The 14683-nt window shown below is 70.5% G+C and carries 10 protein-coding genes; 7 read left to right on the top strand and 3 right to left on the bottom strand.

Annotated elements, in window-relative coordinates; translation table 11 throughout:
- Positions 1–131 precede the first annotated feature (131 nt).
- Together polA and ACFXC1_RS13410 are read left to right on the top strand one after the other, a co-directional pair.
- On the top strand, positions 132–2870 hold the full coding sequence (gene polA / locus ACFXC1_RS13405) for a DNA polymerase I (RefSeq protein WP_381242250.1): 2739 nt from the start codon (positions 132–134) through the stop codon (positions 2868–2870).
- A gap of 146 nt (positions 2871–3016) precedes the next feature.
- Positions 3017–3424 (top strand): hypothetical protein, encoded by a 408-nt coding sequence (locus ACFXC1_RS13410; protein ID WP_381242252.1) that lies wholly within the window; start codon positions 3017–3019, stop codon positions 3422–3424.
- Here ACFXC1_RS13410 and ACFXC1_RS13415 read toward each other — a convergent pair.
- A complete protein-coding gene (locus ACFXC1_RS13415; RefSeq protein WP_381242253.1) occupies positions 3387–4241 on the bottom strand; it encodes a DUF4184 family protein in 855 nt (284 codons plus the stop codon). The genes ACFXC1_RS13410 and ACFXC1_RS13415 overlap by 38 nt on opposite strands.
- Before the next feature lie 259 nt (positions 4242–4500).
- Here ACFXC1_RS13415 and ACFXC1_RS13420 point away from each other — a divergent pair, with 259 nt between their 5' ends.
- The 3 genes from ACFXC1_RS13420 to ACFXC1_RS13430 all read left to right on the top strand — a co-directional run bounded on the left by ACFXC1_RS13420 (position 4501) and on the right by ACFXC1_RS13430 (position 7556).
- A complete protein-coding gene (locus ACFXC1_RS13420) occupies positions 4501–6222 on the top strand; it encodes a lytic transglycosylase domain-containing protein (RefSeq protein WP_381242255.1) in 1722 nt (573 codons plus the stop codon).
- A 165-nt stretch (positions 6223–6387) separates the two neighbouring features.
- On the top strand, positions 6388–6522 hold the full coding sequence (locus ACFXC1_RS13425) for an SPW_0924 family protein (RefSeq protein ID WP_106437209.1): 135 nt from the start codon (positions 6388–6390) through the stop codon (positions 6520–6522).
- A 41-nt stretch (positions 6523–6563) separates the two neighbouring features.
- The gene (locus ACFXC1_RS13430) at positions 6564–7556 is read left to right on the top strand and encodes a cell envelope lipid trafficking protein PgfA (protein WP_381242257.1); all 993 of its coding nucleotides are present in this window, start codon (positions 6564–6566) and stop codon (positions 7554–7556) included.
- Here the strand turns inward: ACFXC1_RS13430 and hrpB are convergent.
- Positions 7546–10044 carry an ATP-dependent helicase HrpB gene (hrpB, locus tag ACFXC1_RS13435; protein ID WP_381242259.1) on the bottom strand — a complete coding sequence of 833 codons (2499 nt, stop codon included), beginning with the start codon at positions 10042–10044 and terminating at the stop codon, positions 7546–7548. The genes ACFXC1_RS13430 and hrpB overlap by 11 nt on opposite strands.
- Positions 10045–10103: 59 nt before the next feature.
- A complete protein-coding gene (locus ACFXC1_RS13440) occupies positions 10104–10925 on the bottom strand; it encodes a class I SAM-dependent methyltransferase (protein ID WP_381242696.1) in 822 nt (273 codons plus the stop codon).
- Between the two features lie 393 nt (positions 10926–11318).
- Here ACFXC1_RS13440 and rpsA point away from each other — a divergent pair, with 393 nt between their 5' ends.
- Positions 11319–12821 carry a 30S ribosomal protein S1 gene (gene rpsA / locus ACFXC1_RS13445; protein WP_019067645.1) on the top strand — a complete coding sequence of 501 codons (1503 nt, stop codon included), beginning with the start codon at positions 11319–11321 and terminating at the stop codon, positions 12819–12821.
- Between the two features lie 235 nt (positions 12822–13056).
- Complete coding sequence (locus ACFXC1_RS13450; RefSeq protein ID WP_381242698.1) at positions 13057–14583, top strand: flavin monoamine oxidase family protein; 1527 nt, start codon at positions 13057–13059, stop codon at positions 14581–14583.
- The last annotated feature ends 100 nt before the right edge of the window (positions 14584–14683 follow it).

The following is a 14683-nucleotide window of genomic DNA, read 5'->3' on the forward strand; positions in this document are numbered from 1 at the left end:
GTGGGACGGGGTGGGCCCGTCCGGCTCCTGCTCCTCGCTGCGGCGGGCCGGGGCGCGTTCGACCGCGGCCGCGCGGTCCGACGCGGCGACCGTGACCCCGACTGTCAGTGGGGCGTGGCAGGATCGGGGTCGTGGCAGAGACAGCATCGAAGAAGACCGACAAGACCTCCGGGAACAGCTCCGGCGGAGACCGTCCACGGCTGATGCTGATGGACGGGCACTCGCTGGCCTACCGCGCGTTCTTCGCGCTGCCCGCGGAGAACTTCACGACCGCGACGGGCCAGCCGACGAACGCGATCTACGGCTTCGCGTCGATGCTGGCCAACACCCTGCGCGACGAGGCGCCCACGCACTTCGCGGTGGCCTTCGACGTGTCCCGCAAGACCTGGCGCTCCGAGGAGTTCACCGAGTACAAGGCGAACCGCTCCAAGACCCCGGACGAGTTCAAGGGCCAGGTCGAGCTGATCGGCGAGCTGCTCGACGCGATGCACGTCTCCCGGTTCGCGGTCGACGGCTTCGAGGCCGACGACGTCATCGCCACGCTCGCCACCCAGGCCGAGGCCGAAGGCTTCGACGTGCTGATCGTCACCGGCGACCGGGACTCCTTCCAGCTGGTGTCCGACCACACCACGGTGCTGTACCCGACGAAGGGCGTCTCCGAGCTGACCCGGTTCACTCCGGAGAAGGTCGTCGAGAAGTACGGGTTGACGCCCGCCCAGTACCCCGACTTCGCGGCCCTGCGCGGCGACCCGTCCGACAACCTCCCCGGCATCCCCGGCGTCGGCGAGAAGACCGCCGCGAAGTGGATCAACCAGTTCGGTTCCTTCGCCGACCTCGTAGAGCGCGTCGACGAGGTCAAGGGCAAGGCCGGGCAGAACCTCCGCGACCATCTGGACGCGGTCAAGCTCAACCGCCGACTGACCGAGATGGTCAAGGACGTCGAGCTGCCCAAGACGGTCGTCGACCTGGAGCGGGCTCCCTACGACCGCACGGCCGTCGCGATGGTTCTCGACACCCTGGAGATCCGCAACCCCTCGCTGCGCGAGCGCCTGTTGGCCGTCGACCCGGGCGCCGAGGAGGCCGACGCGACCCCGCCCGCCGAGAGCGGTGTCGCGGTCGACGGCTCGGTCCTCGCCACCGGCGAACTGCCCGGCTGGCTCGCCGACTACGGCACCGAGCCCCTCGGCGTCGCCACCGTCGACACCTGGGCCCTCGGCTCGGGTTCGGTGACCGAGGTCGCGCTCGCCACCGCCGGGGGAGCGGCCGCCTGGTTCGACCCCGCCGAGCTGGACGAGAGCGACGAGAACGCGTTCGCGGCCTGGCTGGCCGACGCCGGCCGCCCCAAGGTGTTCCACAACGCCAAGGGCGCGATGCGGGTCTTCGCCGAGCACGGCTGGACCATCAACGGCATCACCATGGACACCGCGCTCGCCGCCTACCTCGTCAAGCCCGGCCGCCGCTCCTTCGACCTGGACGCGCTGTCCCTGGAGTACCTCGGCCGCGAGCTGGCCCCCGCCGCCACGGCCGCCGGCCAGCTGGCCTTCGGCGCGGACGACGGCGCCGAGGCGGACGCCCTGATGGTGCAGGCCCGCGCGATCCTCGACCTGGGGGACGCCTTCGGGGAGCGCCTCCAGGAGGTCGGCGCGGCGGACCTCCTGCGCGACATGGAGCTGCCCACCTCGATCCTGCTCGCCCGCCTGGAGCGGTACGGCATCGCGGCCGACAAGGCCCACCTGGAAGCCATGGAGCAGATGTTCGCCGGTGCCGTCCAGCAGGCGGTGAAGGAGGCGCACGCGGCGGCCGGACACGAGTTCAACCTCGGCTCGCCCAAGCAGCTCCAGGAAGTCCTCTTCGGCGAGCTCGGCCTGCCCAAGACAAAGAAGACGAAGACCGGCTACACCACCGACGCCGACGCCCTGGCCTGGCTCGCCAACCAGACGGAGAACGAACTGCCGGTCATCATGCTCCGCCACCGCGAACAGGCGAAGCTGCGCGTCACCGTCGAGGGCCTGATCAAGACGATCGCGACGGACGGCCGTATCCACACCACGTTCAACCAGACCGTCGCCGCGACGGGACGTCTGTCGTCGACCGACCCGAACCTGCAGAACATCCCCGTCCGCACGGACGAGGGCAGGGCGATCCGCCGGGGCTTCGTCGTCGGCGAGGGCTTCGAGTCCCTGATGACCGCGGACTACAGCCAGATCGAACTCCGCGTGATGGCCCATCTCTCCGAGGACGAGGGCCTGTTGGAGGCGTTCACCTCCGGCGAGGACCTGCACACCACGGTCGCCTCCCAGGTGTTCTCCGTCGAGGGCTCCAAGGTCGACGCGGAGATGCGCCGCAAGATCAAGGCCATGTCCTACGGCCTCGCCTACGGGCTCTCAGCCTTCGGCCTCTCCCAGCAGCTGAACATCGACGCGGGCGAGGCACGGGTCCTCATGGACACCTACTTCGAGCGCTTCGGCGGTGTACGGGACTATCTGCGCCGCGCGGTCGACGAGGCACGGGCCACCGGATACACGGCGACTCTCTTCGGGCGCCGCCGCTACCTCCCCGACCTCAACAGCGACAACCGCCAACGCCGAGAGGCCGCCGAGCGGATGGCGCTCAACGCCCCGATCCAGGGCACCGCGGCCGACATCGTCAAGATGGCCATGCTCAAGGTCGACGCCGCCCTGCGCGAGGCCGGCCTCAAGTCCCGCATGCTTCTCCAGGTCCACGACGAAATCGTCCTGGAGATCGCCCCCGGGGAGCGGGCGGCCACGGAGGAACTGGTCCGCCACGAGATGGCGGGCGCGGTACATCTCCGGGCGCCGCTGGACGTCTCGGTGGGGGTGGGCCCGGACTGGGAGTCGGCGGCGCACTAGCCTGCGGCGCCGCGGCGGAGGGTTGTCCCGAGCGGGCTTTCCGACTGAGCCCGCTCCGACTCTCCGCCGCAACCCCCGGAGGACCCGTCACCCGCGTGGCCCTCGCGGAGGGGCCCCCGGCGCCCGGTGACCGTAAGGATGCGGGCATGGGTATACGCATGCTCCATCGCCGGTCGGGCCGGTCGCGGACCCGGATACAGGCAGCGGGCGCCGCTGCCGCCCAGGTCACGCCCCGCCCGCCGGTCCCGGCCCTCGCCGCCGGCGCAAGCACCGCCCGCATCCCCGCCGACCTCGCCATGGCCGTACGGCACACGGCCGCAGGACTCCGGTGCCGCCTCACGTTCCGGGACGACACGGCCGTGGACCCCCGAGAACAGGCCAGACACCCGCAGGGGCCGGCCACCACGCCCACCGGCACCCCCGTGTGGCGGCTCTGGGCCGAGCTGGGCCGCAGTTACCTGGACCTCGTGCTCACCCGGCTCCCGAGGTCACGCTCCGTGCACACCATGACGGTGTTCATCGCGACCCCGCCGGACGGCTCCGCTCCGCGCTGACCTCGTCGGGTGACCCGGAGGTCGCCGGGCGCCACACACGGACGCCCACGGCGTACAGCAGCACGCCCAGGACCAGCCCGGCCCCCGCCCCGAAGCACAGGGTCGGGATCAGGTCCCAGGCGCTCGCCGTCGACCCCCAGTAGGCCCACCAGTGGGACGCCCGCTCCACCGCCGCCACCAGCGCGCAGCCACCGAGGACGGCACCGGCCGCCCACCGGTCCCGTACCGACAGCACGGGCACCCCCACCGGCGCGGTGGCCGGAACACGTCGTAGCGCACGTACGACGAACGCGGCGATCAGCAGCGCGCCGACCGCCGAACTGCCGTACTGGAGAGCCGAGAACAGCGGTCGGCCGCCCACCGTGCGGTCGAGGACGGGGAACAGCCGGACGCCCCACCGGTCGTGGTGCGTGAACGCGTCCCACACGACATGGGTCAGGCCGCCGAGGACCGCGGAGACGTACCACCACGCGGCCAGTGACGGGGTGGCACGCGCGCGTGGCGTGCCGCAGCGCAGCAGGGTCGCCGTCCGGGCCTGCCGGGCGCGGGGGAGGAGGGCCACCAGGGGTTCGCGCAGCAGGAGCCACAGGGCGGTCGTCGTCCAGGTGATGAGGACGTCGACCGTGAAGACGCCGGGGAAGGAGTGCGTGACGTTCCCGAACTCCATCGCCCCGGGGACCGCGCTCGCCGCGTAGTAGGTCATGTCGGGGGCGAAGGAGCCCGCCACCAGCACCGCCGGTACCAGTCGGCCGCGCCCGCTGCCGTCGCCGCGCACGGCGGGCAGTACGGCGGCGGCATGACTCAAAGTGAACGGCAACAGGGGCTCCCCGTAGGAGTCATCGGCATATGGCCAGGTGGTGAATAACGGCCACCAACGGGTGCCCGTGCAAAGCAAGTTGTCGTAGGGTCGCCTGGGTCCCCACGCGGGGCCCGCGGGCGGGCGGAGACGGAGAACAAGTACACACCATCCGATAACCACCACGAGGGCAACCTGCGGTGCGGCTCGACCGTCACAACAGGCGCAGAGGCAACAGACAAGGACGGGCGCTCGGGCGTCCCTGGGAGGGGTTCACTCCATGACGGCGCATTTCGGCAGGCGGCTGCGCAAGGGTGCGGCGACGACAGCGGTGGCCGCGGCAGCGGTTGCGGCACTGTCCGCGTCCCAGGCTCCGGCGGCGACCGGCGGTCACAGAACGCTCGTTGCCGGACAGGAGACGCCCGACGGGATCACCGACCACAGCAGCGCCACCGGAGACTCGCCGTACTACACGGATCTCCCGCCGCTGAGCAGCCCGAACCCCAGTACGAGCCCCAGTCAGTCGCCCTCCATAGGGACCCCGGTCTCGGTGGGCGAGGCCGAGGCGGGCATTCCCGCGACCGTTCTCGACGCCTACAAGAAGGCCGAGGCCGAACTCGCCACCTCCAAGCCCGGCTGCAACCTGCCCTGGCAACTCCTCGCCGCCATCGGCAAGGTGGAGTCGGGCCAGGCGCGCGGCGGCCAGGTCGACGCGAACGGCACCACGACCTCCAAGATCCTCGGCCCCGCGCTCGACGGCAACGGCTTCGCGCTCATCCGGGACACCGACAACGGCAAGTACGACGGCAACAGCGAGTACGACCAGGCCGTCGGACCCATGCAGTTCATCCCGTCGACCTGGGCGTGGGCGGGCCGTGACGGCAACGGCGACGGGGTCAAGGACCCCAACAACGTCTACGACGCCGCGCTCGCCGCCGGCCACTACCTGTGCCGCAACGACTGGAACCTGTCGACCGACGCGGGCCTGCACAGCGCGATCCTCAGCTACAACAACTCCACGGACTACCTGAACACGGTCCTGTCGTGGCTGGAGTACTACCGCAAGGGCACCCACTCGGTCCCGGACGGCACGGGCACCCTGCCCTCCGGCCGCAGCGACGACGGCTCCGAGGCCAGCCCCTCGCCCTCGCCCTCCCCGTCGACTCCGACGACCTCGACGCCGAGCCCCTCCACGCCGGCCACCCCGACGCCCACGCCGACCCCGACACCCACGCCCACGCCGACCCCCACCGACACGGTGGCCAAGCTGGCGGACGCGGGCACGGCGAAGCTCACCGCGACGGCGGGCGGCGCGTTCACCAAGAAGATCAGCACCCGCGCCCAGGACTCGGCCGGCAAGGGCGTCGCCAAGGTCAAGGTCCGGTTCACGATCGTCGGCACCACGGACGCCACGTTCGCCGGTGGCGAGAAGGTCGCCCTGGCCGTCACCAACGCCTCCGGTGTGGCCGTCGCCCCGGCCCTGGAGGCCGGCGAGACCACCGGTGACTTCACCGTCCGCGCCACGCTGCTGGGCCGTACGATCGCCGCTCTCGACTACACGGCCACTGTCACGCCCCGCGTCGCCGACACCCTCGCCCGCACCAGCACCACCGCGCTGACCTGTACCCCGGGCGGCGAGTTCGCCGACCAGGTCGAGGTGAAGGCCACCTACGGCGGCGCGGTCGCCGGCAAGGTCGCGGCCACGGCGACCCTCATCAAGGCGGCCGACGACGCCACCGAGAACGACAAGGGCCCCTACTTCAAGGACGCCGACGGCAAGACCGTCCGCACCCTCACCGGCCTGGCCACGGACGCCGACGGCCTCCTGAAGCTGCCGAAGCTGTACGCGGACGACACCACCGGCACCTTCCTCCTCCGCATCACCACCACGGGCGGCGCGACCCTCACGGTCGAACTGACCGTGGCCGCGGCGACCGACACCTCCTCGCCCAGCCCGAGTGCCTCGGCCGACCCGAGCCCGTCGGCGTCGCCGAGCGCGTAGTCCCACCGCGCGACCCTGCGACAAGGGCGCCCCTCCGCTCCGGCGGGCGGGCGCCCTCGTCGTGTCCGCCCCTCGTCCGTGTGCAACGTGTTCTCATCTCGCCCGTGCGTTGCTACGGTGCCCGACCTGACGACCTATCAGTTCCTGTCCGTCGGGAGGCCCGTCATGCGTGCCCTGATCGCCGCCGCGACCGGACTCGTGCTCGCCTTCGCGCTGGTCCTGACGATCACCGCGATGGGCTCGCCGATGGGGAAGACCTCCCCGAAACCGCTGCTGACGACGGTGCCCGCGCACCCGTAAACGTTTGCGCAAGCGTTTGACTCCTTGAGGGGGAGGCCGAGATGCGCCGCAAGGCCAGCCTGATCCTGCTCGCCCTCGCCGTGTTCTTCACGGCACTGTCCCCGCTGCTGCGCTGGTACGCCTTCCCCCGGCTGGCCAAGATCCCGGCGAACCAGTACCAGGACATGGTCCTGGAGGCGAAGAACGCCACCCTCCTCGACTACGACGGCCTGAAGGCCAAGACGGTCCCCAAGGTCACCATCGTGCAGACCCTCAAGGGCAACGTGGAGGCCGCCAAGAAGATCGACAAGACGACGGGGCGGGACGTCGTCGTCTGGGACGGCCTGTCCTACGTCCAGGGCCCCGACGGCAAGATGGTCTCCTCGATCCCCGAGCGCTACATCTTCGACGCGCACACCCAGGAGCCCGTCCACGCCGCCGGAGAGATGGTCGACGGCGACCCGGTGAAACGGGACGGCATCGAGTTCAAGTGGCCGTTCCTGACCCAGAAACGGGACTACGAGTACTTCGACGCGCAGACCCGCACCACCAACCCGATCCACTACAAGGGCACCCAGAACTTCCGCGGCGTCAAGGTCTACTACTTCGAGCAGACCATCCCGTGGACCAAGGTTCCCTTGCCCAGGACGATGCCCGTCAAGGGCATCACCCCGGAGGACGTCGCCAAGACCGGCACCACCCGCTGGTACACCACGGTCCGCAAGTTCTGGGTCGAGCCCGTCACCGGAGCACCGGTCTACGGCGAGGAGATCCACAAGGAGGAACTGCGCGGCGGCACCCTCCTGAGCGGTCGCGCGAAGGTGACGGCGTTCGCCGGCGACGTGAAGATGCGCGAGGACTACATCAAGCACACCGTCGCCCTGGTGAAGTCCAACCGCACGCTCGTCCTTCTGATGGTCTCCTACCTCCCCTGGGGCTTCCTGAGCCTCGGCCTCCTCCTGCTGGCCCTCTCGCTCTACCTGGAGGCCCGCAGCAGGCGCCCCGGCGACCCCGCCCCCACCGAGGTCCAGGAACCGGAACCCGTCACCGCCTGAGCCGCGCGTTGGTGAACCGCGTGGCCTCGGCGGTCGCCGGGTCCTCGGGCCATGGATGCTTCGGATAGCGCCCCCGCAACTCGGCCCGCACACCCCGGTACCCGTCCTTCCAGAAGGACGCGAGATCGGCGGTCACGGCGGCGGGCCGCCCGGCGGGGGACAGCAGATGCACCAGCACCGGCACCCCGGCGACCTCCGGCGACTCGTGGAGCCCGAACATCTCCTGCAACTTCACGGCCAGCACGGGCTGTTCGGGGTTCCCGTAGTCGATCCGGACCCTGGACCCACTCGGCACGGCAAACCGCTCCGGCGCCAGCTCGTCCAACCGCCCCGCGTCCCCCGAGGCCCACGGCAACAACCGCCGCAGCGCCTGCCCCGCCTCGATCCGCCCCAGATCACTCCGCCGCCGCGCCCGCCCCAACTCCGGCTCCAACCACTCGTCCACGCGCGCGTGCAGCGCCTCGTCGGACACGTCCGGCCACGGCGCCGCGACGTTCAGCCGCAGGAACGCCAGCCGCTGCCGCAACACCTGGGCATCCGCCGACCACCGCAACAGTCCGAACCCTTCCTGCCGCAGCCCCTCAACAAGCGCGTCCCGTACGGCAACGGGGTCGGCGTCCTTGAGCGGCCGTACCGCAAGCTCGACGGCCCCGAGCCGCTCGACGCGCCGGGCGACCACGTCACCGCCGGCCCAGTGCACCTCGTCCACCTCGCTGAGCAACGCCCCGGCCGCGAACCGGGCGACGTCCTCGTCGACGACAGCGCCGAGCTGCACGCGCGCGTGCCCCTTGCCGATGGGCCGGTCGGCCGCGGCGATGGCGATCCAAGGGGCGCCGCGGAGGGGGCTGTTGTCGCCGAGTTCGGCGCGGGTGCCGGAGACGAGGAGATAGGAACCGCCGTCGGCCTTGGCCACACGTTCGGGGTACGCGAGGGCGGCCACGAGGCCTACGAGGGCGTCGTCGCTGTTGTAACGGGTGGGTGGGTGGGAAAATTCTGTTGCTACGGCCCGCAGCCGCCGAACCTCCGTACGCCACCGCCCGGAGTAGGCGTCACCCCCACGCCGAGCAAGCCGCAGGGCCCCGGCAAGATCATCCCCGTACTCCCGCGGAGCCTCCTCGCTGAGCAGCGCGACAACCTCCGCACCGGCCGCCCCCGTGTCCAACAAGGCCCGCCCCAACCGGGGATGCAACCCCAGCCGAGCCAACTGCACACCCCGGGACGTGGCCCGCCCACCCGAGTCGACCGCCCCCACCGCGGTCAGCACACCCCGCGCCGCCGCCATCGCCCCGGCGGGAGGCGGGTCGAGCAACGCCAGCCCCGACGCCCCAGGATCGCCCCAGCAGGCCGCCTGGAGGGCGAACGCGGTCAGGTCGGCCACTTTGATCTCCGGCGCCGGAAAACGCGGCAGACGCGCATCCTCGGCCTCCGCCCAGCACCGGTACACCGCCCCCGGCGCCTCCCGCCCGGCCCGCCCCGCCCGCTGCCGCCCGGCCGCCTGCGAGGCCCGTACCGTCGCGAGTGCGCTCAGCCCGCGCGCGTGGTCGACCCGCGGCTCCCGAGCCAACCCGGAGTCGACGACCACCCGTACACCGGGAACCGTCAGCGAGGACTCGGCCACGGACGTCGCCAGCACCACCCGCCGCCGCACGCCGGGAGACAGCACCGCGTCCTGTACGGCGGCCGGTGCCCGCCCGTGCACCTGGAGCACCTCGACGTCACCGAGGTTCCCCAACTGCCCGGCGACACGGGCGATCTCACCCACGCCGGGCAGGAAACACAGCACGTCCCCGTCCCGCTCGGCCAGCGCCCGCCGCACCACGGACGCCACGTGCGTGAGCAGCGCCGGGTCCACGCGCATCCCGTGCGGCGGCCGTACCGGTCGTGCCGGGGGCGTCCACACGACCTCCACCGGGTACGCGACGCCCTCCGCCTCGACCACCGGTGCCCCGCCCAAAAGCCGGGCCCAGCCCTGCGCGTCGGTGGTCGCGGACGCCGCGAGCAGACGCAACTCCGGGCGCAGCGCCTCCCGTACGTCGACCAGGAAGGCCGCCACGGTGTCGGCGTCCAGGTGCCGTTCGTGGCACTCGTCCAGGATCACGGCGTCGACGCCCGACAACTCCTGGTCCCGCTGCAGGCGTTGGAGCAGCACTCCGGTCGTGACGACCTCCACGCGTGCGTGCCGTCCCACGACCCGCTCACCGCGCACGGTGTAGCCGACGCTCTCCCCGACCTTCTCGCCGAGCAGCCACGCCATCCGCCGGGCCGCCGCCCGCGCCGCGATCCGCCGCGGTTCGGCGACGACCACCCGCCGCGCGGGCCCCTCGTTCCCCTTGCCGAGCAGCCCGGCGAGCGCGAGCGGCACCAGCGTCGTCTTGCCGGTACCGGGCGGTGCCACGAGCACGGCGGCACCGCCCGCCTCCAGGGCGGCGTCGAGTCCGGGCAGGGCACTGCGGACGGGCAGCGCGTCGAGGGCGTCGTAGCGGATCACGCCCCCAGTGTCGTACGGCTTGCGAAACGGCCTCTACGCGCGCGTGCCCGCGTTCTTGCTCAGTCCCGCCCGCGGTCGCGTTCGCAGACGTAGATGGCCGTTCCCGGGATCAGGTTGCCGCGCAGGGGCGACCAGCCGCCCCACTCGGCGGTGTTCCAGGACGGCCACTCCGGCTCGACCAGGTCCACCAGGCGCAGGCCCGACGCCACGATGTCGCGGATGCGGTCGCCGAGGGTGCGGTGGTGCTCGACGTAGACCGCGCGGCCCTCGTCGTCCTGCTCGACGTACGGAGTGCGGTCGAAGTAGGAGGCGGAGACCGTCAGTCCCTCGGGGCCCGGCTCGTCGGGGAACGCCCAGCGGATCGGGTGGGTGGCCGAGAAGACGAACCGGCCGCCGGGCCGAAGCACCCGGTGCACCTCGCGCAGCACCAGGGCGGGGTCGGCGACGAACGGCAGCGCCCCGTAGGCCGAGCACGCCAGGTCGAACGACGCGTCCGCGAAGGGCAGCGCGCCGGCGTCGGCGCACACCAGAGGGAACGATCCGCCGATCCGCAGCGCGTGCTGGAGCTGGCGGTGCGAGAGGTCCAGGGCCACCGGACGGGCGCCCTGGGCGGCCAGCCAGCGCGAGCACTGGGCCGCGCCGGCGCCGATCTCCAGGACGTCCTTGCCCTTCAGCTCCTCGGGCGGGCCGAGGAGTTCGGCCTCCACCTCGTCGAGGCCCTCGGGGCCCCACACGAACCGGTCGTCGCCGAGGAACGTGCCGTGCTCGACCTGGTAGTCGTCCGCGTTCCGGTCCCACCAGCCGCGGTTGGCGCGGGAACTCTCGGTGACGTCGGCGTCACGTCGGGTGGCTTCCGGTTCGAACGTATCGGGCTCTTGGATGATCGGCTCCCTCGTCGTACTCTTCCGTCACCTCTACGGTGCGGCTGCCCCGGTGGCGTCACTGAAGGGGTGTGTCAGGCCTGCGTGGCCTCGCGGGACACGTTTTGTGCCGGGTATGCGGCGATCCGCCCCGGGTGTGCGCCTTCGCGCATTGACCCTGCCTGGCTGCCCCCGTATGCTACAAGTTGCGCTGCGGGCCTGCGCACCTCAGACGTAGCAGGTTGCGCTCGCATCTGTATGTATGTCCCCTCGGTTTTCGAGGCGCCATCGGACACCTGGTGTTCCGGATCGGCGCTTCCTTGGCTGTCCGGCCTTCTGCAGAGCGAAGCGAAAAAGGCTCTCGGCGTGAGCAGTACCTACGACTTCAATGTCCGTACCGGAGCCCTTTCCCACATGACGAGCAGCACCGAGACCACCGCCACCACCCCGCAGGTAGCGGTCAACGACATCGGTAACGAGGAAGCCTTCCTCGCCGCGATCGACGAGACGATCAAGTACTTCAACGACGGCGACATCGTCGACGGCGTCATCGTGAAGGTCGACCGGGACGAGGTCCTGCTCGACATCGGTTACAAGACCGAAGGTGTCATCCCGAGCCGCGAGCTCTCGATCAAGCACGACGTCGACCCGAACGAGGTCGTCAAGGTCGGCGACGAGATCGAAGCCCTTGTTCTCCAGAAGGAGGACAAGGAAGGCCGCCTGATCCTCTCGAAGAAGCGCGCCCAGTACGAGCGCGCCTGGGGCACCATCGAGAAGATCAAGGAAGAGGACGGCATCGTCACCGGTACCGTCATCGAGGTCGTCAAGGGTGGTCTCATCCTCGACATCGGCCTCCGTGGCTTCCTGCCGGCTTCTCTCGTCGAGATGCGCCGTGTCCGCGACCTCCAGCCCTACGTGGGCAAGGAGCTCGAGGCCAAGATCATCGAGCTGGACAAGAACCGCAACAACGTGGTCCTGTCCCGCCGTGCCTGGCTGGAGCAGACCCAGTCCGAGGTCCGCCAGACCTTCCTCACGACCCTCCAGAAGGGTCAGGTCCGCTCCGGCGTGGTCTCCTCGATCGTCAACTTCGGTGCCTTCGTGGACCTGGGTGGCGTCGATGGTCTGGTTCACGTCTCCGAGCTGTCCTGGAAGCACATCGACCACCCCTCCGAGGTTGTCGAGGTCGGCCAGGAAGTCACCGTCGAGGTTCTCGACGTCGACATGGACCGCGAGCGCGTCTCCCTGTCGCTGAAGGCGACCCAGGAAGACCCGTGGCAGCAGTTCGCCCGCACCCACCAGATCGGCCAGGTCGTGCCCGGCAAGGTCACGAAGCTGGTTCCGTTCGGTGCGTTCGTCCGCGTGGACGAGGGCATCGAGGGTCTGGTGCACATCTCCGAGCTGGCCGAGCGCCACGTGGAGATCCCGGAGCAGGTCGTCCAGGTCAACGACGAGATCTTCGTCAAGGTCATCGACATCGACCTTGAGCGTCGCCGGATCTCGCTGTCCCTGAAGCAGGCCAACGAGTCCTTCGGTGCCGACCCGGCCTCGGTCGAGTTCGACCCGACGCTCTACGGCATGGCCGCGTCGTACGACGACCAGGGCAACTACATCTACCCCGAGGGCTTCGACCCCGAGACCAACGACTGGCTCGAGGGCTACGAGACCCAGCGGGAGGCGTGGGAGCACCAGTACGCCGAGGCGCAGCAGCGCTTCGAGCAGCACCAGGCGCAGGTCATCAAGTCCCGCGAGGCCGACGCCCAGGCGGCGGCCGAGGGTGTCGACACCCCGGGTGCGGCTCCGGCCGCCGCCGGTGGTGGCGGTTCGTACTCCTCCGAGGGTGCGGACACCTCCGGTGCACTGGCGTCCGACGAGGCGCTCGCTGCCCTGCGTGAGAAGCTGGCCGGCGGCCAGAGCTGATCACCTGAGCAGTAGCTCTTGAACTGAGGGGCCGTACCTTTCGAGGTGCGGCCCCTCAGCCGTTTCCCCGGCCTTGCAGAAACTTGCGGGATACATCAGTAACTGCCGTACCGTAACCGGCCGTTGGCACTCTTCCCCGGTCATCATGATCGGAGAGGGGAGCCGGACCATGGCAAGCAACCAGAGCCGACGTGCTTTTCTGCGGAACGTGGGTCTCACCGGTGGCGCGGGCACCATGTTCGCCACCATGGGCGCCCTCGGGCTCGCCCCCACCGCACAGGCCGCCCGGCGGGAGCAGCCCTTCCGCGCCCTGAACGCAAGTGACTTCACGCTCACCGGACGCGGCGCGGCCAAGGTCGTCATCGTCGGCGGCGGCATCGCCGGACTGGCCACGGCGTACGAACTGGGCAAGGCCGGCTACGACTGTACGATCCTGGAGGCCAGGGGCCGTACCGGCGGCCGCAACTTCACCGTCCGCGGCGGCGACACGACGACCGACCTCTACGGCAACCGGCAGACCGCCCGCTTCGCCGACGGGCACTACATGAACTGCGGTCCCGCGCGGATCCCGCAGTGGATGGTCACCCTCGACTACTGCCGTGAACTCGGCGTCCCCATCCAGGTGTTCACCAACGTCAACGCGGACGCGTACATCTACAACGAGTCCGCCGGCATGACCAAACCCGAGCGCTATCGCACCGCCAAGGCCGATGTCTACGGCTATGTCTCGGAGTTGCTGGCCAAGGCCACCGACAAGGGCGCCCTGGACAAGGAGTTGACCGTCACCGACCAGGAGCGGCTCGTCGAGTTCCTGAAGGACTGGGGCGAGCTGGGCGACACGCTGGCGTACACGGGCGGTGAGCGGCGCGGGTACACGACCGTACCGGCCGCCGCGGGCACCCCCGGTGTGCTGCTCGGAGACGTACCCACCGCCTCCGAGGTCCTCGCCAGCGGTGTCGGCCGCTACTTCTCCTTCGAATTCGGCTTCGACCAGGCCATGTTGATGTTCCAGCCGGTCGGCGGCATGGACCAGATACCGAAGGCGCTGACCCGCGCGATCGGCGCGCATCGCATCCGCACCGGAGCGGTCGTCTCGAAAATCACCGACAAGGGGAGCGGTGTTTCGGTCACCTACACGCAGGGTGGCCGTACGAAGGTCGTCGAGGCCGACTACTGCGTGGGCGCCCTCCCGCCCAACATCCTCGCCAAGATCCCGCACAACCTCGGCACCGGCGTCCAGACCGCACTGGAGGCGATCACCCCGTCCTCCGCCGCGAAGATCGGCCTGGAGTACAAGTCCCGTTGGTGGGAGCTGGATCACCGGATCTACGGCGGTATCACCGAGACCGACCAGGACGTCACCCACATCTGGCACCCTTCGTACGGCTTCCACGGTGAGCGGGGCGTCCTCATCGGGTACTACAACTACGACGACGACGCGGACTCGTACGCGAAGCTCACCCCGAAGGGGCGCGAGGAGCGGGCGGTGGCCGCGGGCGTGAAGATCTACGGGGAGAAGTACCGCAGCGAACTGGCATCGTCCTTCTCCCACCACTGGCGTCAGACGCCCCACCTGGAGGCCGCGTGGCACGACACCCCGGGCGGCCCCGACGACGTCCGCTACAAGCCGCTCAACGAACCCACGGGACGCGTCTACTTCGCCGGCGACTGGCTCAGCTACACCGACGCCTGGCAGCACGGCGCGTTCTCCTCCGCCCGCAGGGCCGTGACCGCGCTCCACGCGCGCGTGCTGTCCTCCTGACGTGGGCGCCCTCCTGGTGACACAGGGGAGCGGCGCATGAAAAGCCCGTAAGAGGTGCCTGATCAGGGGCATGGGCGGGAATGCCCATGCCCTGTAGGGC

The sequence above is a fragment of the Streptomyces hokutonensis genome (genome assembly GCF_042751305.1).
GTDB lineage: Bacteria > Actinomycetota > Actinomycetes > Streptomycetales > Streptomycetaceae > Streptomyces > Streptomyces hokutonensis_A.

Coding starts and splice junctions, on each gene's coding strand:
- ACFXC1_RS13420 (WP_381242255.1), top strand. CDS start 4,501: ATGACGGCGCATTTCGGCAGGCGGCTGCGCAAGGGTGCGGCGACGACA.
- ACFXC1_RS13430 (WP_381242257.1), top strand. CDS start 6,564: ATGCGCCGCAAGGCCAGCCTGATCCTGCTCGCCCTCGCCGTGTTCTTC.
- ACFXC1_RS13425 (WP_106437209.1), top strand. CDS start 6,388: ATGCGTGCCCTGATCGCCGCCGCGACCGGACTCGTGCTCGCCTTCGCG.
- rpsA (WP_019067645.1), top strand. CDS start 11,319: ATGACGAGCAGCACCGAGACCACCGCCACCACCCCGCAGGTAGCGGTC.
- ACFXC1_RS13450 (WP_381242698.1), top strand. CDS start 13,057: ATGTTCGCCACCATGGGCGCCCTCGGGCTCGCCCCCACCGCACAGGCC.
- ACFXC1_RS13410 (WP_381242252.1), top strand. CDS start 3,017: ATGGGTATACGCATGCTCCATCGCCGGTCGGGCCGGTCGCGGACCCGG.